This is a genomic window from Ensifer adhaerens, from assembly GCF_020035535.1.
In the GTDB taxonomy this organism is placed as follows: domain Bacteria; phylum Pseudomonadota; class Alphaproteobacteria; order Rhizobiales; family Rhizobiaceae; genus Ensifer.
Window position 1 is genome coordinate 1,320,692 of sequence record NZ_CP083350.1, and the last position, 24,700, is coordinate 1,345,391.

Consider the following 24,700-nt stretch of genomic DNA (forward strand, 5'->3'; position numbering starts at 1 on the left):
TTCGGTGTCAATAGGAAAACACAAACTCCAACCCGTTGTCGCGGGTTGGCTGTTTGGATGCAACTGTGTCAGGTGAGACTGAAGCATTCTCTCTGAGACGTTGCGGGGCGTTAGCAGCAGGTGACGCGACAATCCGCTTCTTTGATTGTGACAGCTCGCCTTGATATGCCCATTTGAGCGGACGGCGATTGCTCGCCACCACTCTTCCTGGGCATACAGCGGTGGTTAACTCGTGGAAGGCTTGGCCTGCCCGTGAAGATCGCTCACACAGCGATCTCGTACGTCACCAGGCCGAGCGGCAGGCGCGGCCTTAGTTGACGACCTCCTGCGAGATGCCGGGTTTTTGCTGACTTTCAGAAACGCGAAATATCGAGGGCAGCAGATTAGATCTGAAGTTACCGGTTGCGGCTCTGAGCAGGTGGGTGGGAAGAATGTATGATTTTTGCATCATCGGTGGCGGCATTGTCGGGCTGGCAACCGCAAGGGCGTTGCGCGATCGTATACCTGGTGCGCGGCTTCTGCTGCTCGAAAAGGAAGATGGCTTTGCTCTGCATCAGACCGGACACAACAGTGGCGTCATTCACGCAGGCATCTATTACGCGCCGGGTTCTCTAAAGGCGAAGTTATGCCGCGAGGGCGCGGAAGCGACCAAGACCTTCTGCCGCGAAAATAACATTCCGTTCGAGACTTGCGGCAAGCTATTGGTCGCGACGAATGACGCCGAGATGGGGCGCATGGAAATTCTGGAGCAGCGCGCGAGAGAGAATGACATAGCATTTACGCGCCTCTCCACCCAAGATCTGCGAAAGGATGAGCCCAATATTGCCGGCCTCGGAGCGCTATTGGTTCACGCAACCGGCATTGTCGACTATGGCGTGGTTTGCCGTGCAATCGCGGCGCGATTAAAGGAGGACGGCGCTGATATTCGGCTCTGTGCCGCAGTCACCGCGATCCGCGAACAGGACGCATCCGTCCAGATTGAATGTGGCCACAATCGGTGGGAGGCGCGCCGTCTTGTCGTCTGCGCTGGCTTGCAGTCCGACCGCCTCGCCTTATTGGCGGGTCTAAAGATCGAACACCGCATCGTTCCGTTTAGAGGCGAATACTATGTCTTGCCGCAGACAAGGGCCGACGTGACGCAACGCCTTATTTATCCCATTCCCGATCCCGATTTGCCGTTTCTTGGCATTCACCTTACCCGAACTATCAATGGCGGGATGACAGTCGGCCCCAATGCGGTGCTCGGCTTTGCGCGGGAAGGTTACCCGAAGGGTAGTTTCTCATTATCGGACGTTGCCAGCATGGCGGTCTTTCCTGGCTTCTGGAAGATGACAGGCAAGAACTCGCGCTCCGCCGTCAGGGAGTTCGCAAACTCGTTGTCACGCACGCGGTACCTCAAGGAATGCCAAAAGTACTGCCCGTCGCTCACGCTCGAAGATCTCACGATGCCGCACGCGGGTATCCGCGCGCAGGCTGTGATGAAAGACGGCAGCCTCGTGCACGACTTTCTGTTCAAGCAGACGCAGCGAATGCTGCATGTCTGCAATGCGCCTTCTCCGGCCGCGACATCGGCAATTCCGATCGGCCAGATGATCGTGGAACGGCTTCTAAATGGCGTTCCTGATAACGACACCCAGATGGGGACACGCCATGAAAATCACACCTAACTCCATTTCTGATTTTGGACGAGGACGCCGACTCATGCTGACCAAAGTTGTCGCGGGTTGGTCGATTTGTGAGCAGTCCCGGCTTAGACCGAGTTTCGGGATTTCAGGCTGACATTTCTTAAACGTGCGCACCGCAGTTCACAGAATGATTGGCCGGCATGTTTAGATAAGGTGAAATAAAGGCTGAGACGGTCTCGGCTAACACCCCGACCCTGACCTCGATACCACCGGCGCGCAACAGTTCGACGCCTTTGCCATTGTTACGTGGATCCGGATCCACCAGCGCTACAACAACGGCCTTCAATTTCCGTTCAAGCATAGAGATTGCGCAGGATGGGGCGCGGCCCCGGAATGCGCACGGTTCCAAAGTCACATAGGCTGTAACATCATCAAGGTCGCCGATAACCTGACTAAGTGCGTGAGCTTCTGCGTGGAAACCGCCAGGAGGATGAGTGAACCCTGTCGAAATTAGCTCGTTTTTCCTCACGAGTACGCAACCGACGGGAGGGTTCGGAATGCATCCTGGCAACGCTCCGCGCGACGCGTCCAAGGCAAGCTTCATAAAGTATTCGTCCTGTGTGTGATCAGAAGCACCTACGTTGCCGCGATTCATTTTCAATCCCATTCTTTTAACGAGGGAGCGCACCTTCATCATGTCAGTGGTCATCAGTGATCTTTCCGTCAGATTTTGTCTTGAACCCCGACCCTAGCGAAAAACACTGCTGCCCGCATCGCCCCTCACTCGATGGGACACGATCCTTATACGTTCCGTAAGGCAAATGCGATTTTACGAAAGCGAGTCGCATTGTTGCGTATGACAAAAGTCAAAGATTGCAGAATTCTCCCGGAAACAAATTAAGACGCTCTTCAGATCGGCACAATCTGTCGCTCAGGGAGCATAAAAGGGGAGCAATACGCAGATGAATTTCAATAGAATGATTACGTTGGCAACTTGCGTCCTAGTTGCGGCAGCAGTGCCTTTCTCACAGTCAGTAGCGGAGGAAGCCTCCCCAATCCCAATTGGCGCGGTTAGTACTTTGACAGGTTCCTTTAGTTTTCCAGAGGCTACTGCTGCGGCGCAGGCAGTATTCGACCGCGTCAATGAGAACGGTGGCGTGGGCGGCCGGATGATACAGTACACCGTAGAAGATGACCGCATGGACCCTAGTTCCGCTGCACAGGCGGCGCGCCGTCTGGTGGACGATGAAGGCGTATACGCTAACGTAGCCTCAGCCAGTCTACTGGAATGCACGGCGAACGCCGGCTTCTACGAGTCGCGCGGTGTGTATTCGTTACAGGGAACGGGCGTCGACCCGGCGTGCTTCAATACTCCTAATATCTCACCCGTGAATACGGGTCCCTACACGGGGCTTGTTGTCTCACTTTACTATGCAGCGGAGATCCTCGGGTTTGACAAGGTTTGTTCGTTTGCTACCGGCAACCCAGTTCAACAGCCAGGCTGGGAAGCAGCGATAGCGCGTTACAATCGCGTAAGTAAGAAACCGCTCTTGGTAGACGAGCGAAACGTTGGAAACACGGACGACATGACGCAGTTCGTGCTGAAGGCAAAGGGAGCAGGCTGTCAGGCCGCGGTGTTCGTGGGCATCGAGCCACAAGTGGTAAGCTGGATGCAATCGGTTGCCGCGCAAAATATCCAGGGCATCACTTGGATCTTTCTAACGCCTGCCTATACGTTAAAAGTCGCGGAGGTTCTCGGCGAGACGGGTGAGGGAATTTACGCCAACTCTGAATTCGAGCCGTTTCTTTCTAAGTCGCCAGCTCTGGAGGATTGGCAGAAACTCATGACGGAGCGGGATATCCCTGTGACTTCCTTCTCACAAGGCGGTTACCTTGCCGCAACGATTTTCGTCGACGTTCTCAAGAGCATCAACGGCGAAATCACTAGAGAATCCGTCTCCGATGCACTTCGTAAACTAGACCGCTACGAGACCCCTCTGATCGGGACTCCCTATTCTGTTGGGGAGAAGACGGAACATGCCTCCAACAGTTCCTCCAAGTTCGTGAAACTGGGAAATGGTGCCTGGGAAGTGGCGACGCCGGAGTTCGTCGTACTTCCAAATTAATTGGGACCCATGGCCTCCTCTGCACCGCGCAGGGGAGGCGGTCCCCTGTTGCCATCCACCGCGTCCGATCGCCTTGCGATCCGCTCATTTCACGCACCGCCGCTTGGATGATGTGCTCGTCTTCTGCCGGCGCTGCCAAAGGTGCAGAGCATATGCTTTCATATCTTTTGTCTGGCCTAATTCCGGGCTGCGCTTATGCGCTCCTGGCGATAGGCATCACCCTAACATACAAAACGCTTGGCGTTCTTAACTTCGCTCAGACAGCCATCGGTGTCTTCGGTGCTTACATCGGTCTTGAGATGGTAAGCGCCGGGATACCCCAGCCGTGGGCTGCGCTGATTGGTATTCTTGCTGGTGCAGCCGTGGGTGTCCTCGTTGGTGCTATCATGGTCGCGTGGTTCACCGGTTCAGACGTGCAAACAAAATCCTCGGTTACAATCGTTTTGATGCTCGGCATCTTCGCAGCGGGAGCGCGACTGTTCGGCGATGATCCGCGTGCGGCCCCCCGTCTGTTTCCAAATGCGAGCATTGAAGTGGCAGGCATATACTTCTCGATGACCACGATCATTGGGTTGCTACTTGCGGCGGTCATCTCTGTGGCGCTCCAGGTGGCTCAAAAGAAGACACGCGTCGGAGTTATGATGAGCGCACTCGCAGAGCGTCCCGGCACCGCCCAACTTCTCGGCGTCCGCGTAGGGATGCTTTCGATGACGATCTGGGCTTTGACCGGCGCTCTTGCAGCTCTTGGTATCACCTTGATCATGCCCACCAGACCAAGCAATTTCTTGGTACTGAGCCTTCTGTTGTTGCCGGCAATAGCGGCTTCGCTATTCGGTGTATTCAGGTCGATCTATCTCGCACTCATAGGCGGTTTGGTCCTAGGAATGATCGAAGCTCTGGCAACCTACTTTGAGACATTGGCGCCGTACCGCCAGGCGTTACCTTTTTTGGTGGTGCTTGCAACTCTCATATGGTCGCAACGCAAGGAGGTTTGGGATGCGGCACGGTAACAATTTTCATGTCGTAACCTTGCTTTCGTTGGTGGCGCTCGGGGGATTGTTTTGGCTTCCGCCGTATTTCGTCTTTCTCGCCACCACAGGGGTGTTGGTAGCTATCATGGTACGCTCACTGGGCGTTGTGACCGACCAAGCAGGGCTGATTTCTCTGTGCCATATGACCTTTGCCGGAATCGGGGCGTGGGCAGTATGCTGGCTGAATATCCACATGCCCTCGATACCGTATATATTGACGCTCATCCTCGGAGCTGGAGCGGGGCTTTGCGCGGGTATATTGTTGGGGCTTCCGGCCCTGCGACTGCGGGGCTTGAACCTGGCGGCGATTACCCTGACCTTTGCCGTGGCCGTGGACGCTGTTTTCTCCACGAAAGGGTTTCCAGGCGGCAGTTCGATGCAGTCATTCAAGCGTCCTGGCTATCTCGCGGACGATTATGTCTTCCTCACTTTCTGCATTGCGATGATGCTTTTGGTGATCGTCGGTCTGCGCCTAATATCTCGTAGCCGACTGGGAGCGTCTTGGGAGGCAATTCGATACTCGGAGCGTGCTACGGCGTCTATGGGAATTTCCGTGGCCCGGGCGAAATTGTCGGCGTTCGCGATCAGTGCGGGTATCGCTGGCTTGGTCGGAGGTCTCACGGCGTCGCAGTTGGGGATGCTGACATCTTCCAACTTCAGCCCCTTATCGTCACTGTCTCTATTCGCGCTTGCTATCTTCGCTGGTGGAAAATACTGGGAGGGGGCCATAGTTGCTGGTCTACTCTCAGTGGGCGTGCCTGAGGTTCTAAGGCGTTTTGGTCTGCCACTGGACCTGGATGCAGTGATTTTTGCTATTGGCGCAATTGACGCTCTTAGGAAGAGGACCAGCTTCGCAGGCGGGCTCCGACGCACACTGAAAATCCGGAAAAACCGGAAGGCTGCAGAAATCGCTAGACCGCCCGAAACCGGGCTCGAAATCAACCGACTAGACAGCGCGCGCTTCCGCCTCGAAGTGGTTTCGAAGCTCGAGATAGCCGATCTCCGCGTAAATTATGGAAATGTAGTTGCTGTCGATCGATTTGGTCTTGCGTTAGAGCCAGGCTGCATCGCGGGCCTCGTGGGCCCTAACGGTGCAGGCAAGTCGACTATCATCGATGCGATAACGGGTTTTCTACCGCAGGCGACGGGGACGGTAAAGCTCGGCAATGTTGAGCTTATGCAACAAGGGCCGACTCTCCGCGCTCGGATAGGGATCCGGCGAACCTTTCAGCAAGGACGGTCCATACCGGAGTTGACGGTGGGACAATATTTGAGCCTTTCATCGGGAGGTGAGATGTCGGACGACGACATAGATCTAATTCTTGCCTTTTTGGACTGTCCGCCATCGAGCACGTTGATTTCGGAAATTGAAATTGGATTGAGACGATTGATTGAGGTCGCGGCAAGTCTATCCGCGCGGCCAAGGGTGTTACTACTAGATGAACCTGCGGCGGGGTTGTCCGCTGATCAATCAGCGACACTCGCCGAGCATATAGCAAGAATCCCGGAGGTTTTTGGCTGTTCAGTGCTGATCGTCGAGCACGACATGGATATCATTCGACGGGTTTGCAACAAGATCATCGTTGTGGATTTCGGAAGAGTCATAGCGGAGGGCAGCCCAGAGGAAGTCTTAGGCCAACCGCAAGTCCTCGAAGCTTACCTTGGAGCCGCATGATGGAAAACGATACGGAATTGGAGGTAAGGAACATCTCGGTCAACCGCCTGGGGCTTCCTGTAGTATCCAATGTCTCGCTGACCGCCCCGACTGGCGAAATGACAGTGCTACTTGGTGCGAATGGGGCCGGGAGAACCACTCTTCTAGAGGCGTTGTCAGGGGGCATCCCAATTGCTCACGGCAGTGCGAGACTCGGGGGCATCGAGTTGAACGGCGCGTCGCCACTAAAGAGAACAAGAGCGGGGCTGGGACACGTGGAGCAGGGGCGCACCGTCTTCTCAGAGCTAACAGTCGAAGAAAACCTGCTGGTTTGTCGGCCAAAGGAGCATATAAGCGCGGCGTTCACGTGGTTTCCGGAACTGTCTAAGCGCCGAAACACGAGGGCGGGAATGCTGTCGGGTGGCGAGCAGCAGTTATTGGTGATCGCGCGCGCGTTGTTATGCGCGCCGCGGGTACTTATGATCGACGAGATGTCTCTGGGTTTGGCGCCGATCATTGTTCGGCGGCTTTTGTCTACACTCAAAGAATTGGTGTCTGAAGGACTTGGTGTGCTTTTGGTCGAGCAGTTCGCTCATCTCGCACTGTCGTACGGCGACACTGCGTACGTAATGAGCGGGGGCAGAATTGTGCTCAAGGAAGAGTGCAAATCGCTGATCAAGACTCCCGAGCGATTGCACGAAGCTTACTTGTTTTAGGCAGCAGGTGCAGAAACGGCACCTCCGCAGCCGACCGCCGGTACGCGCGAGTAATTCTGGCTTCATCAATTATTGGAAACGAAAGATGAGCAAGCAAGATTTTGCAATGTTCTCAGCGACCGAAACAGCACGATTGGTCAAACGGAAGGAAATCTCTCCTGTTGAGGTGGTCGAGAGCGCGATCGAACGGGTAGAGGCTGCTAACGGCGTCCTAAACGTCGTGATCCTGAAGGGCTATGAGGACGCTCGTCTGACTGCGCAGCGTCTCGAGCGTCGGCTTCTTTCAGGGGAGCCAACGGGTTTGATGGCAGGTGTGCCGACGCTGATGAAAGATCTCTTCAGCTTCAAACCGGGTTGGGCAAATACTCTTGGAGGCGTGAAAGCGCTCCGAAATTTCGTTCCCGATTTCTATAGTAACTTTGCTCACCGCATGGAGTCTGCGGATGCGATCGTTATCGGAAAGTCCAACAGTGCCACAATGGGCTTCGCCGGGACGACTGACAACAAGCTCTTTGGCCCGACGAAGAACCCTTTTAATCCGGCCCTAAATAGCGGCGGATCGTCCGGCGGCAGCGCAGCAGTTGCAAGCTTGATGGTCCCACTTGCGGAGGGATCGGATGCTGGAGGTTCAATACGCATACCATCATCGTGGTGCGGACTGGTTGGATACCAACCCTCTTTCGGGGTATCGCCTATGGTTATGCGTCCCAACGCGTTTGGAGCGACTGCGCCGTTCATATTTGAAGGCCCGATGGCGAGATCGGTCCAAGACATTGCCCTTGCGATGCAAGTGCTTTCCGGAAAGAATGTGCAGGACCCCTACAATACTTCGTGCCCCGTAGATTTTGGCGCCGCGCTGCTACAATCGGTGGAAGGTATGCGAATAGGTCTCACGTTGGACTTTGGTGTTTTCCCGGTCGATCCACAAATTAGGACGCAGGTGGAGGAGGCCAGTCGGGCATTTACCGCCGCGGGCGCAATTGTTGAACCGATTTCGTTGAAGCTTCCCTATTCAGCCGTCGAACTCGCAGAGCTGTGGTGCCGAATGATATCCGCGGTTACTTTCGGTGCGCTGACGAATTTGGCAGAGAATGGTTTTGACCTTCTAGGCGAGCACTCCGACGATTTGCCTGACCAGCTGATTGCCTGGGTGGAACGCGCTGAACGCATGACATTGAGGGAAATTCAGTCGGATCAAGCGATGCGGACTGAAGTGTTTGACACGCTGACGGCGGCGTTTGAGCACTTTGATTTCATTTGCTCCCCAGTTACATGTTGCATGCCGGTACCGAACGCGGACGGCGGAGACACCGTCGGGCCGAACCATTTGTTGGAAACAACTCTCGAGCCGCGGATAGGCTGGGCGATGACCTTTCTTACCAACTTGACGGGAAACCCATCTGCGGTCCTTCCGACAGGTTTAGTAGCAGGTCTTCCGGTGGGCCTGCAATTGATTGGAAAGCGCAATAGGGATGTTGATCTGATCGCAGCGTGCGCGGCTTTCGAGAGGGCGCGGCCCTGGGCGTCCATCTACGCCGTTCCCGGTAAAGAGCGGCATTTCTAATTAAGCGTCGCCGAGCATTCGTAAACAGCTGAATCAACGACGCTTGTAGTCTGCCTTACTGTTGCCTCCAAGCACCGTGGTAGGCATTGATCTGTCGGGCGATGGACCCGTTTCCGATCCGCCGACAAGCCGATCGAGTAACGCGTGGCGTCCGCATAGTAGCACATCTGCAAGATCGCTTTTGCAAGGCGGCAATACGTTGCCGCGAGTAGAGCGTGCAATCTGGCCGATCTATTGAGTAACTAACTGATTTTCCTACAAAAAGCGAAGCATGCAAATTTGCGTTTTGTTTCTGCATGTTTGACGTGGTTCGGTTCGCGGGTTTGACTTTAATGAAAACTGACATGCAGTTCGTATAGGGAGGTCGAAACAACATGGTCGAAAAAGTACTTGAGCGAACAGTAGTCCCGGGGCCGCTTGGTGCCAATTATGGCCGATATTTTCGAGACGGGGCAGTCCATCGCGATCTTTACATCAAAAAGCAGATCTTCGATGACGAGATGAATTATCTCTTTGGAAATACGTGGGTTTTCATAGGCCACGAGACTGAATTGCCAAATCCAAACGACTTCATACGTCGCCGCATTGGCCGACGACCAGTCATTTTCGTGAAGAAGGATGACGGATCCGTCGACGTACTCATTAATCGCTGTCCCCATCGTGGAGCCCTGATCTGCCGGTTCGAAAAGGGCAATGCCAAGCGGTTCACATGCGGTTACCATGCCTGGAGCTTCGAGAACGACGGTTCGTGCGTCGCCATACCCCTTCGACATGCGTACGGGGATGATTTTAAGCTCGAAAACCACAGTCTTCTGAAGCCTGCGCGTGTCGAAAATTACCGCGGATTTGTGTTTGCGTCGATGACGCAGGATGTTCCCCCACTCAGGGAACATCTCGCTGGAGCCGCGACCTACATCGATCAATGGCTCGATCGTGGCAACGGCGAAAAAGTTGTCGTCAACAATGGCGCTATGCGTTTCACCTCTCATTCAAACTGGAAGACCGTGTATGACAACGCTGGTGATGGCTACCATCCACCGTTCTCGCACGAGTCGATGTTGAGGGTGTTCGCGCGACGTTACGGCGACGAAACGGACATGTCCTATTTTCCTTCGGGAGCTGATGAAGGGCCGATCCCGTCGCGAGACCTTGGAAACGGCCATACTCTGATTGATCAACGGGTAGCGATGCATTCAGAATCTGCTTGGGCCAGACAGCATGTACACCCGGGTCGCGAGGCGGCAGAAGCCGCGGTATTCGACAAATTCGGCCCCCAGGAGGGTAGGAAACTTCTTGACGCGTCCACAGGCGCTGGGATGAACCTTAGTGTATTCCCGAACCTGCTCTTCATCGGTAACCAGATTCAGATCGTGGAACCGGTGGCGGTGGATAAAACTGTCATCACGTTCTTTTCGACTTCATTGGAGGGAGGCGATGAGAACATCAATGCAACACGTATGAGAATGCAGGAGGATTTTCCTTCGTTCGGCGAAGTTGACGACACCGCACAATGGGAAAGTTGTCAGGAGGGAATGGAGACTGTTCCTGAACTCGAATGGATCGATATCAGTCGTCATATGAGAACGGGCGCTGGTTCGGTTGAGAGCGACGGTTACTATACTGAGCCGGTCACTTCCGATCTCCATATGCGTGTGTATTACGCCGAATGGAGCCGTGTAATGGAGCGCGCGACCAGTAAGGGTGTTGGGGAGGACAATGTAAATGCATGATTTCGGTGCGGATGGTGCGCTCGCGGATACCGTTGATCTCGACTATTTCTCGATGGATTGGTATGCGCGAGTACAATCGATAGTGCAATTCTGGAAAGAGTTGGACTCTATTCCGGAGGAGCTGCTGCCAACCCGAGAGGGTAGGGAGGCGGCTGAGCGTCTGTTGTTCGTGGAGGCACGTTTACTCGATCAGGAACGACTAGAGGAATGGCTCGGTCTGTACACGGACGACGCGGTGTACTGGATCCCTTCGGACAACGCCGAGCGTGATCCGCGCACGACCGTGAGCTGGGAAATGAATGACCGTCGCCGTTTGGAAGAGCGCGTGGAACGTTTGGCAACAGAGAGGGCCTATAGCCAGGCCCCGACCACTCGAACGGCGCACTTGTACACCAACATTGAGGTAATGGCGTTCAATTCGGACGTCATGCACGTTATGTGCAAATTCCTGATTCAGACCAGCCTGGTGGGAAAGCTGACTCCGCGTGCCGGATGGAACGGGTTCATCCTTCGAAAGGTCGACGATGAGTGGCGCATCGCAATGAAGCGTATAAGTCTGTTCGATGCCGATCACCCGCAGGAAAACAATAGTTTCACGCTGTGATCGGAACAATGTTGGGAGGATGGCAAACATGCTGAATGATGTAACAAACAACGATTTGGGAAGAACAAACTTCGTGGCCGTGACTGGGAGGGATACGGCGGAACGAAAAGAAAAATTGGCGGAAGTCCTTCGTATAATAGAGGAAAAGAGGCTAAAGGTCATCCGCGTCGGTTTTGTTGACGCCCACGGTATCGTACGGATACGCCCGATTGAAGCTTCACATTTCCAACAGGCAGCCCGCAACGGTGTACCGTTTACTACGGCGGTGCTGGCCATGGACACAGGAAACTTCGTCTTTAAGCCCCTGTTCTCTCGCGACGGCGGCTTCGGGCATGAGGAAATGGGCGGAGCGGGTGACGTTCTAGGTCTCCCGGATCTGGGAACGTTCCGTGTATTGCCATGGGCGGATCGGACAGGCTGGGTGCTTTGCGATCTATTTATGTCCAATGGGCAGAGCTGTCCGTTTGATCCGCGCAGCTTAATGAAGAAGGCAATTAACTCGCTCAATAGTCGCGGATATTCCTATCTCGGCGGCATTGAAGTGGAGTGTCACGTATTCAGGATCACGGACCCCAGACTTAATCTGAGAGACCACACACAACCAGCACCGCCTCCCAGCGTTGAGCCGATTTCGCACGGCTTTCAACACATGTCGGATTTGGTTTATGACGAGGTCAATCCCATTATTGATCCCCTCCGCGACGTCCTACATCAACTAGGGTTGCCTCTGCGCACTATCGAATCTGAACTCGGACCGGGGCAGATCGAAATCACCTTCGATCCACTTCCAGATCTAGAATCCGCGGATTTGATGGCACTCGTACGTACCACGGTTAAGCAGCTTGCTAAACGTAGGGGCATGGTTGCGTCGTTCATGGCAAAGCCGGGGCTGCCGAACGTGTTTTCGAGCGGCTGGCACTTGCACCAGTCACTCGTTGATATGAAAAGTGGGAAGAACTTGTTCTCCTCCAATGAAACTGTCTTGTCGCAGGTCGGGCTCAACTTTGTCGGCGGGATTCTGGAACATGTCCGGGCGGCCACCGCTTTCTCGAATCCAACAATCAACGGTTACAAACGTCTCAACGCGAACCCTCTTACGCCTAAGCGGGCAGTGTGGTCGGTGGACAATCGGGCGGCGATGTGCCGGATCATTGGCGGGCCCGGACAGAAGTCGACCCATTTGGAAAACCGGTCCGGTGAACCAGCCGCCAACCCCTACTTGTATATGGCTAGCCAAATCTTTGCCGGCCTTGATGGGACTGATCGAGAAATCGATCCAGGTCCGCCGCTTGATGATCCGTATGCCCAGGTTGAGAAGCCGCCATTGCCCGTCAGCCTGATGGAAGCGGTGGCCTCGCTAAATGACTCGACGTTCTTCCGCGAAACTTTGGGTTCGGAGTTCGTGGACTACTATGTTGCGATGAAACAACACGAGATCCAGCGTTTTCTGGCGGCCGTGACGGATTGGGAGCACCTCGAGTACTTCGAGAACTTCTAAAAGACGGGAGGCTCGCTCCCCTAACTGAGAGAAAGACAAGGGTCTGATGCTGACGAGGTGACAGACCCCACTCTCTGCGACCCAAAATGGTAGAAAAATGTTAGAAGCACCAATGAACTTGGGATCTGTAAATGGATCCTCAGACTTGCTGGATGTTGTGGTCACGCGGCGATCTCGCGAGACGGCATCCGTTGCTATGATTGAGTTTGCTAGCGCTACGGACGAGCTTCTGCCTCCATTTGCCGCCGGTGACCATGTTGATGTCCATTTGGCGGAAGGACTAACCCGTCAATACTCGCTATGCAATGCGCCCGGTGAGCGTGATATCTATCGGCTAGGTGTGATGCTGGCAAACAAATCACGCGGTGGTTCGCGGACGATGCATGCGCTAAAGGTGGGTGAAAAGTGTCGAATAAGTAGGCCTCGCAATGCGTTCCGGCTGCGAGAGGACGCGGCGAAATCGATCCTGATAGGCGGTGGGATTGGCATCACGCCCCTAATGGCAATGGCTTATCGCCTGTCCGACCTCGGAGCCGCATTCGAACTTCACTACAGTGCGCGTTCCAAACTCCATGCGGCTTTTTATAAATCGCTAAGTAAGTCTCCGTTCGGAAGCAATATTCGTTGGCATTTTGATAACGCCGACGGGAAAACAACATTCAATCCGTATGAGTCGCTCGCTGACCCTTCTGACAGTGCGCACCTTTACGTCTGCGGGCCTAGCGGATTTATGGACTACATTCGGGAGAAAGCTGAAGAACTTGGGTGGAAGCGCGAGAACGTCCACTACGAAACTTTTGAGGCCCTAGGTCCCGGTGCGGACGCGCGAGAGTTCGTCATACATGCCAAGCGAAGCGCCCGCGATATAACGGTCCGCGCAAATCAAACAGCGGCGCAAGCTCTCTCAGAAAGCGGAATGCGGATTTCGGTATCTTGTGAGCAAGGAATTTGCGGGACGTGCATGGTTCCGTTGCTCGACGGCGAGGCCGATCATAAAGATTCTTACCAGACGCAAGCAGAAAGAACGGAGAATCCTCGGTTTGCGTTGTGCTGCTCACGGGCGATATCGAGCCGCATCGTGCTTGATATCTAAGCTTTCAGACGTATACTTTTTTGAAAGGAGTCCGCTGAAGTGAATTGGCGGCTAGACTGAAGGCTTGAGATGCAAAGCTGGGAGCTTGTGAGGGTTTTTCTCGCGCTGCAGAGGGCCCGTAGTTATGAGGGGGCGTCTCAGGCCCTAAATATGGATATCTCAACAGTCCGACGCAAGATACAGGCGCTTGAGAGTAGCATCGGCAGTAGCTTGTTTACCCGCGACTCCAACGGGATCGTTTTATTGCCCGAATGCGAGCATCTTTTGAATGCGGCTCTCGATATGGAATCGGGCGCGACCCAGTTCCGATCGCATTCCGAAAAGATGAATGAGGAAGGCCTCGTTCGGATAACGGTACTCGATATTTTCGCGAGCTTAATCATCGATGGGATGAAGAGATTTCGTCACGAACACCCTGGCATTGTTTTGGATATCACGACCGAATCGCGGTTCGTCGATCTTGAAAAAGAGGGCGTCGACCTCGCTGTTAGGGCCGCCCGCCCGATACGGGGTTCGAGTGGAGTAAGAAAGCTAGCTGACATCCCGTTTGGTAATTACGTCTCGCGGGACTACTTTGAGGCGAACAAAGATACTCCAAGGTGGGAGATGAGCGTTATCTCGATGGCTTCAGATTTTTGGCATCGGGATCACGAGTTTATGCTTGTGGATGAGCGGCAAAAGCAGCTGTATCGGCAACCGGAAAACCTCACCTGCCGCGTGGACAGCTATATTCTACTTAGACAACTTTGCGAATCCGGTCTGGGTGTGGCGAAACTGCCAAAGTTTTTCGCCGAGCAAAGCCCGGGTCTGGTTCAGCTCGATAATGAATTTTGCAATATTGAGCTCTGGCTCGTACTCCGACAAGAACTAGCGCGCTCAAAGCGGATCAAACAAACCATAAATTTCCTGGTGAAGGTCTTCTCAGACCATTCCTTTGCCAAAGGAACGCCTGTTCTGGCTAGTGCCGTTGAGGTGTACGGCTAGTCGAGCATCGTCAGCACGCGGCGAGTGACTTTTGCGGCATTAGGTAGCAAAAGCCACCAGACCTGAAATTGCATCCCGACTACCCTGGTTTCCGGTGAAAACGGAGCCTCGGATGAGTGTAGCGTACGAGTTGAAGCAGAAGCGAGCCGCCTTGACTGACAGGCTGCAGCAGCTTGAAAGGGAGCGGGTAGACATTGAGGAGCTGATGAGAGCGCTGGACCGCGTCATCATGAGCTACGAGCCCGACTATCAGGGATCGGCGCTGACGGGACCTGAACAGGGTAACCGCTCTCGAAAGGCCAAGCCGTCGTCGTCCGAGGTGAAAGCGGCCATGAACGGCGTAAACAAGCGCCAAGCCGTCTTGGAGGTCCTGCGCGAGGCAGGGGAACCGATTTCGGTGACCGACTGCGCAGCGAAGTTTGCAGTCAAGATCGGCATCGCGAGCGAGCCAGCCAATCTCTCAGACATCGCACACCGCCTGTCAGCGGTCCTTACCCAACTGACGACTGCGGGACGCGTTCGGCAGTCCGGCCAGTTCGACGGTCGTAAGGTTCTGTGGGAGGTCGCCGCTTAGCCTTCCCAGATCAGGTCCGGCGGCTTGTTGCCCTGCCAGTACCCACACAGATAGCGTGACGTCGGGCGAGACAGTGCCTGGCCCAGCACCTGGAACGTATGACTGCGATTGCTCACGTGTCGGCAATCCTCGCGCCATGCGAGCTCGGCCACGTACCAGTCGAAGTATTTCAACGAAAACCGATGGTGGATGCCGACATAGGCCCGTTGGACCCGCGAGAAGAAACTCTCGACCTGGTTGGTGTTCGTGCCATCGTCGGTCTGATAGGCCTTTGAGTGGTTGACGCGCTCCAGCTTGTTCAAGCCAGCCAGGTCGTTATAGCTGCCATGCTCGTCAGCGAAGACCGTCGCCTCCCGCGACACGTGATCTCGAACGGCCGCCCAGGCTGCGTTGCTGTCTTCGTCTCGGATGATCCGGGTGAACGTCTGGCCTCCCAGTCCGCGCTGGCGGATCGCAAGAGCGCACAGACGTTTCATGTTCTGGTTTTTCTTGAGGCGGCGGTCGATGCGATCCTCGGCCTTGTTTTCAGGACGGATGTGGCCGCCAGCGTACTTGCCGTCAATCTCCACCTCGCCATCCAGCACCATCTCCTCCCTGCGCCAGGCGATCGCCTCGCGCAGCTTCATCAGGAGGACCCAGGCGGTCTTGTACTGAACACCGATCTCGCGCGAGAGCTGGAGCGCGGCCTTGCCTTTCACCGAGTTCGCCGAGAACCAGATGGCGATGAGCATCTTCTTGAAGCTTAGCTTACGTGCATGGAAGACCGTGCCTGAGGTGACGCTGAACACGGCCTTGCAGGTCTTCTCGGTGCACTTGAAGCGGTTGCGGCTCATCGTGTGGCACCGCACCGTCCCGCACTGGGGGCAGTAAGGCACGCCCTCCGTCTCGTGCCAGCGCAGGCGCTTAAACCAGTCGTAGGCTGTCGCATCCCGCATCTTGGCGAGATCGAGCACTGTCAGCGTTCGGCACTCTGGCGACAGCAGGAAGTGCTGGCCCTTGGGCGTATCTTCGGGGTTCGCCATGGCTCAACCCCTCCGCGATCCGGAGGAAGGTCGGGCGTATTTCCAAGCCCCCGACCAAGACACTGACGGTCAACACCTCAGCGTGGGAGCGATGGGCAACGGCGGCGGTGGCGATGAGGCTCATGTTCAGGCTCCAGAAAGTCGACGGCAGGCACAGCGGATCGGCGGCCGAAAACGGCTGCGGGGAGATCAGAGCTGTATGCGTATCATCCTGAACATGACCCAGGTTCTTACCTCTGCTTCTCGCAGAAGTCGATCGAGGGAGGATCAAATGGTTAATTTTTGACGGGAGATCGAAGGCCTTTTAGTGGCGATCCGGGCGATCTCCGCGATTGCGTGCCCTGAAATTGTTCGAGCGTTTAAAACTACCAGAGACCGCAGTCGGCCCCACAAGGTCATCTGGCCTTGCTGTTGGTGCCTCCTGTCTTCTGACGATATGGCCCACACGGGGAATTCGTTCCGTTGCGAGCGCGGAACTGTAACATCTTCTCAACGTTATTTATTTCCGTCCTAGCTACCTTGCCCTTCTCGAAAGTAAGCGTCGCTGCCGACTTTCCAGCGCAGTTCCGGCGGATCGCCTTCATAATAGGGCCATCGATAAAGACATAATGATTCAGGTCGACGCAGTTGGCTGGTAATGAAGAAACGAGGTTGCCTTCGGCATCGCAGCTTTCCGTGTAATGATAGCCTTTAGCAGTCGCAGCGAGACGATTTAGGGCTGCTGACTCACTGTACAAGTCCCAGAAGGAGTAAGCGACAACCGCGATGACTCCGAAGAGCGCTCCGAGCCTTAAAAGGCCCAGAACTACGGTAGGTGCGGCTTCATCACCTTGCTTCATGCCCCTAGAACATTCCATTTGCCGCTCGTGGCTCACAGTCGCGGTGTGCTTGATTGACAAGGAGCGAGGGCAACACCGCTTACCATAAACCGATCCGTCTCCATCTATGTAGCTCGGAAGGCAGGGTCCGTCATGCGGGAATGTCAAGAGCAGTTAACGACATAGGGGGGTTAGCGGACTGGCGCGCTTTCAAGACGAAGGCTGCGACCAAATAGCGATGTCGCAATTGCTATTCTAATTCAATTAGATAGATCGCTGTCGGTGGCTTTTGCTACCTAATGCCGGACTTTTGCGCGGGGTAGAGATGTTTAAGGTAGCAGAATCGCATGTGTTTGAGAAAGCGCCTTGAAGATGTCACGGGCTCTATGCGCATTCATAGAGTCCCGCAACGCTCTCGTGGGTTTCAGCGATCAGAGGTCGTACGGCCAAGGCTGAGCGACAAATTCGTAGCCCACCTTTGCTGCGCGCACATGTCCAAAGCCAGGAAAATCGAGATGCATGCCTGCGACTAACGTTCCCTCGCTTGCTACGGTTTCGAATATTTTCCTACGCGTCTGGACAGCTGTTGACGCATCGACATCGAACCCGACTGAGCATTCCGGCCTCGCGAACTGGAGGCTATGTGCATGTACAATGTCGCCCCAGATTAAAAGATCATCAGTGCCGGATGAAAGACGGAAGCCACTGTGGCCTGGCGTATGCCCCGGCAGCTCAACTGACCGAAGGCCGTGGCCCACGTCGCTATCGTTGCCAGAGAAGACAGACGTGCGGCCGTTGTAGGAGCGGACGGTAGCTTGAGCGCCTAGGAAGTAGGGTTTGACAAAATCGGGGGCGGCGGATGTGTTTCCCTCATCTGTCCAGAAGGCCAACTCTGTCTGATGAACAACTAGCTGCGCGTTGGGAAACAGCGGCTCGCCGTCTTTTGCGAGACCGTTGATATGGTCAGGGTGCATGTGCGTCAAATAAACCGCAGTGATATCGGCGGGCCGAACACCGGCCGCAGCTAGATTGCCATGCATCCTACCCGCGGTCTCTCCGAGCTGATCCCCTGCGCCGCTGTCAATGAGGATTGCAACGTCGCCCTTCTGGATAAGATAGGTGCTCACTGCCGCGCGTATCGGACCAGGTCGAATGAACGTGTTGGTCTGAAGTTCGTCAATCTCACGCTTGCTAATCCCGGAGAACAGTTCCTGGCCCAGATCGAGATAGCCATCCGCGATTGCTGTAACCAGGTATTCTCCAATGCGCTTGCGCAACAGGCCTGGAACCTGCGCATCAGCGATCGCCTGAGCCGCTTGGGCATCGTGCGAAGGCAAGCCCACCAACGGTGCTAGGACGGCACCTGTTCCGGCAATCAAAGTCGTTCGGCGGTTGATTTCCATAGAAGTTTCCTCTTTTCGATTGGAAGTGATGGCGATAGCGCCGCATACGTGAGGCGCTTTCCTATTCGTGGGATTCGACGCTGGAGAGGTGCTCCAGAGCGCGGTTAAATAGTTTCAGTTAACCGCTTCCGCAGCGGCTTTTCCGCCCCCGAGGTAGACTTCGCCGACGCGGGGGTCGGTTGCGAGGTTATTCGCATCGCCCTCGATGACGATCCGTCCGAGTTCCATCACATACCCATAATCCGCGATTTGCAGTGCGGCTCGGGCATTCTGTTCGACAAGCAATATCGACACGCCTTCATCTCTCAGCTTCTCGACAGTCTGAAGGATCCCGCGAACAATTAACGGCGCGAGGCCTAGGCTAGGCTCGTCCAGCATCAGAAGCCGAGGTTGCGCCATCAGCGCTCTACCCATCGCCAACATTTGCCGCTCTCCACCAGACAGGGTCTCGGCGATTTGCTGCCTACGCTCTTTCAGGCGAGGGAACAGCGCGAAGACGTGCTCCTTACTACGGCGTAGATCCGCGCGGCCACGACGAAATGCGCCGAGGTCGAGATTATCTTCGATCGTCATAGAGCCAAAAAGGTCCCGTTGCTCGGGCACCAAACTGATGCCAAGGGACATGCGCTGCTCGACTGATAGACGACGAATATCGGTGCCTTGAAAGCTGACCATACCGTCTGAAGGCAACAGGCCCATTAGCGAAGCAAGTAAGGTAGTTTTTCCTGCGCCATTGGCCCCGATGACGGTGACTATTTGCCCGGTCTTGATGGTAAGCGATACTGTTTGCACCGCCGGGACACGCCCGTAGTTCACACAAAGCCCGCTAACCTGCATTTGTATTGCCTGCTTATCCATCACAGCGCCGCTCCAAGATAAGCTTCGATGACAGCAGGATCTTTTCGAACCGCCTCCGGTGTTCCGCCAGCGATCCGAGTTCCAAAGTTAATGACCACGATCTCGTCGGTAAGGCCCATCACAAAGTCCATGTCATGCTCGACCAAGAGGATGCTCATACCCTCGCTGCGCAGATCGGCTAAAAGTTTTGCCAATGCCTTTTTTTCCAGATGCCGAAGTCCAGCGGCCGGCTCATCAAGGAGCAACAGACGCGGCTCCAGCATGAGCGCCCGGGCGATTTCGGCTAGTCGCTGTTGCCCGAGCGCGAGTTCGTCAGCGCATTTGTGCATGCAATCCTTTAACCCGACGCGATCAATCTGGTGGGCTGCCTCTGCGAAAATGGCAGCCTCTTCAGCACGGTTGAGGCGTAGGATTGCAGAGAGGTAACCCTTCCGACCTTTCAAGTGTGCTCCAAGGGCGACATTCTCCAGCAACGACATACGCGGGGATAGCTTGACGTGTTGGAAAGTCCGCGCAACCCGACACTTGGCCACCTCGACGGCTGACAGGCCGCATATCTGCTGTTCGTCAATCAGGACGCGGCCTTGAGTGGCGTCCAACGCGCCGCTTATCATATTGAAAGTCGTCGACTTCCCAGCTCCGTTCGGGCCGATTAGGCCGACAATTTGACCCTGCGCGACCGAAAAGGATACATTGTTCACGGCGATCAGACCGCCAAAGGCCTTGCGAAGTTCTTCAACCACGAGTAGCGGTCCCGTCGTCTTCTTAAAGCCGTATACCGGCATAGGAGATGCTGGAGCGACAATGCGTTGTATGGGTTTCAGCCAAGCAATCATCAGCGGCCACAACCCATTACGGGCGAGCTGTAAGCCAATAATCAGTAGAGTTCCGAAAACAATGCCTTCGTAGTTGCCATCAGCGCTGAAGACGATGGGCAGAATGTCCTGTAGAGCATTCTTCAAGAGAATAACTATACCGGCACCCAACACCGCTCCATAGACATGGCCCGGCCCACCCAGAACTGCCATTAACAGATATTCAATGCCTGCGTTGATGCTGAAAACGCCTGGTGTGACTGCACGCTGGAAATGGGCATAAAGCCAACCCGACAATCCTGCCAGCAGCGCCGCATATACGAACACGACTAATTTTGCGCGCCATGCATCGACGCCGACCGACTCTGCTGCCATGGAACCATTTCGAAGAGCCCTCATTGCCCGGCCCACACGAGAGTTAAGCAGGTTAGCCGTCCCGGCCAGCGCAAGGAGAACTACAATCCAGACGACATAGTAATATTGCCTGCTGTCGACAAGTTCTAAACCAAAGATGCTAAGTGGCGGAATACTCGATATGCCGTCGTATGCGCCTAGCGACTTGATATTGCCAAACAGGAAATAGAATGAGATGCCCCAGGCGATGGTTCCCAGAGGGAGGTAGTGTCCCGACAAGCGTACGGTAATCGCACCAATCACGAAAGCAGCGAGGCCAGTCACAGCCAATGCGGCAGGAAGCGTTAGCCAGGGCGACCATCCAAACGACGTGGAAAGTAAGGAGGTTGTGTAAGCGCCGAAGCCTACGAAGGCCGCTTGGCCAAATGACGTCATGCCCCCGACGCCAGTTAGAACCACAAGGCCGAGCGCCACTAAGCTTGCGAGGCCGATAAAAATTGAAAGGGTGACCCAGTAGAGAGGGACAAAAGGGAGCAGCGGGACCAGCAAAACTACTAGAACAAAGGCGGAAAAGCCGTATTTTGCAAAGTTATTCATATCACTCTTCCTCGTGCGGATTCGTCCGCCAAGAGCGCCATAAGAGAATTGGAAGGATCGACGAGAATACGATTACTTCTTTGTAAGCGCTCGCCCAGAACGCAGAAAATGCTTCCAACACTCCGACGCCAAACGCTGCAAACACCGTCGCTGGGTACGCGCCGAGGCCACCAATAATTGCCGCTACAAATCCTTTGAGACCAATGATGAATCCGCTGTCGTAGTAGAGGGTGGTCATTGGGGCGATCAGCACTCCAGATACAACCGCAATGGCTGCCGCCATGCCAAAGGCAATGCGACCAGATAGTCGTGGCGAAACACCTACCAGACGCGCGCCGCGCTGATTTATGGCCGACGCGCGCAAAGCTTTACCGACGAACGTCCGCCCGAAAAAAGCAGCCAGCGCAGCTAGCAAAAAGAGCGCTGTGGTTACTACAAGCATGCTTTGATAGGTCACCGTCAGGGCACCGATTTTCATGGAGCCGACGAACAATGGTGTGCTTCGAAATCCCTCTGGACCGAAGATAGCTAGGCCGAGCGCCGTTAATGCTAGGTGGCCGCCCACCGAAGCGATGAGCAAGAGAAGCACGGAGGCATCAGCAACTGGCTGAAATACTACTCGGTAAACATACGGGCCCATCGGAATAACGATTGCTGCGCACATCAGCATGTTCGCCAAGGATCCGAGATGCATTGGCGTTAGCAGAAAGACGCCGCCTATGACAATTGCGGCTGGCACCAAATTCACCAAGGTCGCTCTAAGAGCCTTGGAAATGCTTCTCTCCTTAAGCGCTTGAACGAGATCCATTACCGTCGCGATGCCTGCAAGGGTTGCGAGAAGCCAAACTGATTGTGGAACGACGCCGGCCTCCAGGGCGGCCAGCGTCAATCCAGCGAATGCAACCAGATCACCCTGAGGAACCAGGATGACACGCGTCACTGTAAAAACAAGCACCAGTGTGACGCCGAGCAGAGCGTAAATTGCGCCGTTGATCGCACCGTCCTGGAGGAGAAAGAGAAATATACTGGAGTTCATAGGAAGTAGGCGTCCCCGATGTTGAGGCGTCGAAGCGGGAGAAGTTCTGGGAATGATCTAACTAGTGAAGATATTCCCACGCGCCATCTTGTACCTTTACGAGAACACGACTGCGCTGATCACGGCCATCGTGATCCTCAGGAGACATGCTATACGTGCCATTTACACCAACAACGTTGTTGATGTTCTCAAGGGCGTTGCGGAGTGCCATTCGAAAATCATGTGTGCCTGGCGATGCAGTCTTCAACGCAACTGGCACTGCCGCTTGGATCAGCTGACCCGCGTCAAACATATACGCGCCGAAAGGAGATAGTGTATTCTCGCCGTGCTGGGCCGTGTAATCCACCGTATACTTTGTTCCCAAAGTCTTGGATGGATGATCGTCGGGAAGCTGGGCTGCAACCATCACCGGACCGACCGGAAGAATTGTGCCGTCCGCTGTGGCACCTGCTACCCGAAGAAAGTCGACGCTTGCGGAACCGTGTGTGTGGTAGATTTGGCCGGTGTAGCCACGCTCGGCTAACGCTAGGTTCGGCAACGCCGCTGGAGTTCCGGAGCCAGCAACAAGGACCGCGTCCGGTGCGGCAGCGACCAACTTTAGAGCCTGGCCCGTAACGCTAGTGTCTGTCCGCGCATAACGTTCTACAGGACCAAGGCTGATGCCAGTTCCGTCCAACATACGAGTAATGACATCAAGCCATAGCTCGCCGTAGCCATCCGAATAGCCAATAAAACCCAGCGTCTTAACGTCGTTGGCTTTCATATGCTCGATGAGGGCGGCGGCCATAAGTTGCACTGGCTGAGACAATCGGAATGTCCAATGCTCTGCCTTTTCGGGCAAAGTCACTGGGGACAAGGCGAGCAAGGGCGTCTCGGTTTCTCCGGCTACACCGGCAATTGCGATAGTCGGTGGGGTGGGAGAAGAACCGACGAGGATGTCGGCACCTTGTTCTTCAATGCATTTGCGTACATTGCGGGTGGCCACTGTTGGGTCGCTGGCGTCGTCAAAAGTGATGTATTTGATCTTCTGACCGGCGACTTCAGTTGGAAGCAGGGAAACGGTTGCCTGCTGTGGAGCTCCCAAAGAGGCTGCTGGCCCGGTCGCAGACACCGTCACACATACCGCGATGTCTGCCAGCGTCGGGGTTGCAGTAAGCAAGACGCCGGTTACACCGGCCGCGAGAATGGTCTTCATTGTTTCATCCCTCATATAGTTCTTCGGGCGTGCTATGGAGCCCGTTTGGTGGTTGATTTATCGGAAGCAAGGCTGTGCGCGGCCCCCGAGCAGGCCGAGTTGTCTAAGTCACGGACGCGTAAGAACCGGTGCCATTGGATTGTCGTCGGGCCGCTTTATGCGGAACAACTGATCTGAGCCGACGGAAAAATAATGGTCGTACCCAGCCCGCATGATTGGCCGCATACCCGCGGTGTTTACCAAGCCATTCTGAATGAAGCGGTCGTCGATGTAGACACCCACAACTTCGCCGATAACGAGATAGTACTCAGTAATGCCGGCCCGAGATGGAAGCGGAGTAGTTGACAGCCATTTGCATTCTAATGCGGCCGGGGCCGCTGCAACGCGTGGAGGCTTTACAAAGTTAGAGGGCGCAGCTTCTAAGCTTGCATGTTCTAACTCGTTGCCGCCGCGCGGCAACATCATTGAGGTGAGATACATTTGCTCACGCAATTCGAAAGTCGCGAACGAACATGTGAATTCGCCTGTTTCCTCCGCAAACGTTGCGGAATCTTTCATGCCTCGGCTGGAAAAGGCGACCATATTCGGAGAATCTGAGACTGCGTTAAAGAACGAGTAGGGAGCGCAATTTATTTCCCCTGCAGCGCTCATCGTCGTAATCCAGCCAATTGGTCTTGGCGCGACGATCGCTTTGAAAGGGTCGTATTTTAGTCCGTGATTGTTGTCAGTCGCGTCATAGTGCATATCAAGCGTTCCCACGAAAATTCTGGGGCAATATCGCTGCGTGTTCCAACGTGAGTCCAATATCTCGTGTGAACGATATTGATATGTTCATCAAACTGTAGGTCTTTCATATCTCCTGCCGTCTCAATTTACCCCATGATTGATATTTTACGCACGCCATGGGGGCCTGTACGTTTGGTCTGCGCTCGCGCAATTTCCTGATGGACATATTTGAGAAGGGCCACCAATGGCGCAATCTGCAGCTCAAAAAATCGAATACATGACCCCGGGCCTAAATCCCCCTATCAGCCACTATTGTGATGCTGTCGGCTTTGGAAACCTGCTGTTCATCTCGGGCGTGGCGCCTCTTGATGAAAACCAGAAGCTTGTCGGTGAGGGTGACGTCGAACTCCAGGCCGAGGCCGTTTTTCAGGCAATGGAGAAGATCCTTAAACAGGCGAATGCGACGTTCGCTGATATTCTAAAGGTAACGTTGTTCCTGACAGACGTCGACGACCGTCACAAGATCAATCCGCTGCGTAAGAAATACTTCGGCGACGCTCGTCCTGCGAGCACTCTGTTCGAAGTCACCCGATTGGCATTCCCCGGGATGAAGCTCGAAATCGAGGCGATCGTCGGACTGAAGCCTGCCGTCGCTTCAGCGTGAGTTGGGCGACGAA

22 protein-coding genes are annotated in these 24,700 nt (G+C 54.9%); 13 read left to right on the top strand and 9 right to left on the bottom strand.

Annotated elements, in window-relative coordinates:
- Positions 1 to 431 precede the first annotated feature (431 nt).
- Positions 432 to 1,667 (top strand): L-2-hydroxyglutarate oxidase, encoded by a 1,236-nt coding sequence (lhgO, locus tag LAC81_RS26365; RefSeq protein WP_223730072.1) that lies wholly within the window; start codon positions 432 to 434, stop codon positions 1,665 to 1,667.
- A gap of 118 nt (positions 1,668 to 1,785) precedes the next feature.
- Here the strand turns inward: lhgO and LAC81_RS26370 are convergent, their stop codons facing one another.
- Positions 1,786 to 2,334: a bifunctional diaminohydroxyphosphoribosylaminopyrimidine deaminase/5-amino-6-(5-phosphoribosylamino)uracil reductase RibD gene (locus tag LAC81_RS26370; RefSeq protein WP_223730073.1), complete on the bottom strand. Its 549-nt coding sequence runs from the start codon at positions 2,332 to 2,334 to the stop codon at positions 1,786 to 1,788.
- A gap of 253 nt (positions 2,335 to 2,587) precedes the next feature.
- Here LAC81_RS26370 and LAC81_RS26375 point away from each other — a divergent pair, with 253 nt between their 5' ends.
- The 11 genes from LAC81_RS26375 to LAC81_RS26425 all read left to right on the top strand — a co-directional run bounded on the left by LAC81_RS26375 (position 2,588) and on the right by LAC81_RS26425 (position 15,199).
- On the top strand, positions 2,588 to 3,751 hold the full coding sequence (locus LAC81_RS26375) for an ABC transporter substrate-binding protein (RefSeq protein ID WP_223730074.1): 1,164 nt from the start codon (positions 2,588 to 2,590) through the stop codon (positions 3,749 to 3,751).
- A gap of 152 nt (positions 3,752 to 3,903) precedes the next feature.
- Positions 3,904 to 4,761 carry a branched-chain amino acid ABC transporter permease gene (locus LAC81_RS26380; RefSeq protein ID WP_223730075.1) on the top strand — a complete coding sequence of 286 codons (858 nt, stop codon included), beginning with the start codon at positions 3,904 to 3,906 and terminating at the stop codon, positions 4,759 to 4,761.
- Complete coding sequence (locus LAC81_RS26385) at positions 4,748 to 6,457, top strand: ABC transporter permease subunit (RefSeq protein ID WP_223730076.1); 1,710 nt, start codon at positions 4,748 to 4,750, stop codon at positions 6,455 to 6,457. The genes LAC81_RS26380 and LAC81_RS26385 overlap by 14 nt, the downstream gene beginning before the upstream one ends.
- Positions 6,457 to 7,152, top strand: a complete 696-nt coding sequence (locus LAC81_RS26390; RefSeq protein WP_223730077.1) for an ABC transporter ATP-binding protein — start codon at positions 6,457 to 6,459, stop codon at positions 7,150 to 7,152. The genes LAC81_RS26385 and LAC81_RS26390 overlap by 1 nt, the downstream gene beginning before the upstream one ends.
- An 85-nt stretch (positions 7,153 to 7,237) precedes the next feature.
- Positions 7,238 to 8,716 carry an amidase gene (locus LAC81_RS26395; RefSeq protein ID WP_223730078.1) on the top strand — a complete coding sequence of 493 codons (1,479 nt, stop codon included), beginning with the start codon at positions 7,238 to 7,240 and terminating at the stop codon, positions 8,714 to 8,716.
- 374 nt (positions 8,717 to 9,090) lie between these two features.
- Positions 9,091 to 10,446, top strand: coding sequence for an aromatic ring-hydroxylating oxygenase subunit alpha (locus LAC81_RS26400; RefSeq protein WP_223730079.1), 1,356 nt, complete (start codon positions 9,091 to 9,093; stop codon positions 10,444 to 10,446).
- A complete protein-coding gene (locus tag LAC81_RS26405) occupies positions 10,439 to 11,050 on the top strand; it encodes an aromatic-ring-hydroxylating dioxygenase subunit beta (RefSeq protein WP_223730080.1) in 612 nt (203 codons plus the stop codon). The genes LAC81_RS26400 and LAC81_RS26405 overlap by 8 nt, the downstream gene beginning before the upstream one ends.
- Before the next feature lie 28 nt (positions 11,051 to 11,078).
- Positions 11,079 to 12,548: a glutamine synthetase family protein gene (locus tag LAC81_RS26410; protein WP_223730081.1), complete on the top strand. Its 1,470-nt coding sequence runs from the start codon at positions 11,079 to 11,081 to the stop codon at positions 12,546 to 12,548.
- A gap of 145 nt (positions 12,549 to 12,693) precedes the next feature.
- Complete coding sequence (locus LAC81_RS26415) at positions 12,694 to 13,641, top strand: PDR/VanB family oxidoreductase (protein WP_223730082.1); 948 nt, start codon at positions 12,694 to 12,696, stop codon at positions 13,639 to 13,641.
- A 69-nt stretch (positions 13,642 to 13,710) separates the two neighbouring features.
- A complete protein-coding gene (locus tag LAC81_RS26420; RefSeq protein WP_223730083.1) occupies positions 13,711 to 14,625 on the top strand; it encodes a LysR family transcriptional regulator in 915 nt (304 codons plus the stop codon).
- Positions 14,626 to 14,737: 112 nt separating this feature from the next.
- Entirely contained in the window at positions 14,738 to 15,199 is a 462-nt protein-coding gene (locus LAC81_RS26425) for a hypothetical protein (protein WP_223730084.1), read from the top strand.
- Here the strand turns inward: LAC81_RS26425 and LAC81_RS26430 are convergent.
- The 8 genes from LAC81_RS26430 to LAC81_RS26465 all read right to left on the bottom strand — a co-directional run bounded on the left by LAC81_RS26430 (position 15,196) and on the right by LAC81_RS26465 (position 24,041).
- Positions 15,196 to 16,221 (bottom strand): IS1595 family transposase, encoded by a 1,026-nt coding sequence (locus tag LAC81_RS26430; protein ID WP_223730085.1) that lies wholly within the window; start codon positions 16,219 to 16,221, stop codon positions 15,196 to 15,198. The two genes, LAC81_RS26425 and LAC81_RS26430, sit on opposite strands and share 4 nt — an antisense overlap.
- A 395-nt stretch (positions 16,222 to 16,616) precedes the next feature.
- Positions 16,617 to 17,060 (bottom strand): hypothetical protein, encoded by a 444-nt coding sequence (locus LAC81_RS26435; RefSeq protein ID WP_223730086.1) that lies wholly within the window; start codon positions 17,058 to 17,060, stop codon positions 16,617 to 16,619.
- A gap of 410 nt (positions 17,061 to 17,470) precedes the next feature.
- Entirely contained in the window at positions 17,471 to 18,442 is a 972-nt protein-coding gene (locus LAC81_RS26440; RefSeq protein ID WP_223730087.1) for an MBL fold metallo-hydrolase, read from the bottom strand.
- 114 nt (positions 18,443 to 18,556) lie between these two features.
- Positions 18,557 to 19,300, bottom strand: a complete 744-nt coding sequence (locus LAC81_RS26445; protein WP_223730088.1) for an ABC transporter ATP-binding protein — start codon at positions 19,298 to 19,300, stop codon at positions 18,557 to 18,559.
- Positions 19,300 to 21,066, bottom strand: coding sequence for an ABC transporter permease subunit (locus LAC81_RS26450; RefSeq protein ID WP_223730089.1), 1,767 nt, complete (start codon positions 21,064 to 21,066; stop codon positions 19,300 to 19,302). The genes LAC81_RS26445 and LAC81_RS26450 overlap by 1 nt, the downstream gene beginning before the upstream one ends.
- Position 21,067: 1 nt before the next feature.
- Positions 21,068 to 22,102: a branched-chain amino acid ABC transporter permease gene (locus LAC81_RS26455; protein ID WP_223730090.1), complete on the bottom strand. Its 1,035-nt coding sequence runs from the start codon at positions 22,100 to 22,102 to the stop codon at positions 21,068 to 21,070.
- 61 nt (positions 22,103 to 22,163) lie between these two features.
- A complete protein-coding gene (locus LAC81_RS26460; protein ID WP_223730091.1) occupies positions 22,164 to 23,297 on the bottom strand; it encodes an ABC transporter substrate-binding protein in 1,134 nt (377 codons plus the stop codon).
- A gap of 108 nt (positions 23,298 to 23,405) precedes the next feature.
- Positions 23,406 to 24,041, bottom strand: a complete 636-nt coding sequence (locus tag LAC81_RS26465; protein WP_223730092.1) for a flavin reductase family protein — start codon at positions 24,039 to 24,041, stop codon at positions 23,406 to 23,408.
- A gap of 226 nt (positions 24,042 to 24,267) precedes the next feature.
- Here LAC81_RS26465 and LAC81_RS26470 point away from each other — a divergent pair, with 226 nt between their 5' ends.
- Entirely contained in the window at positions 24,268 to 24,687 is a 420-nt protein-coding gene (locus tag LAC81_RS26470) for a RidA family protein (protein ID WP_223730093.1), read from the top strand.
- The last annotated feature ends 13 nt before the right edge of the window (positions 24,688 to 24,700 follow it).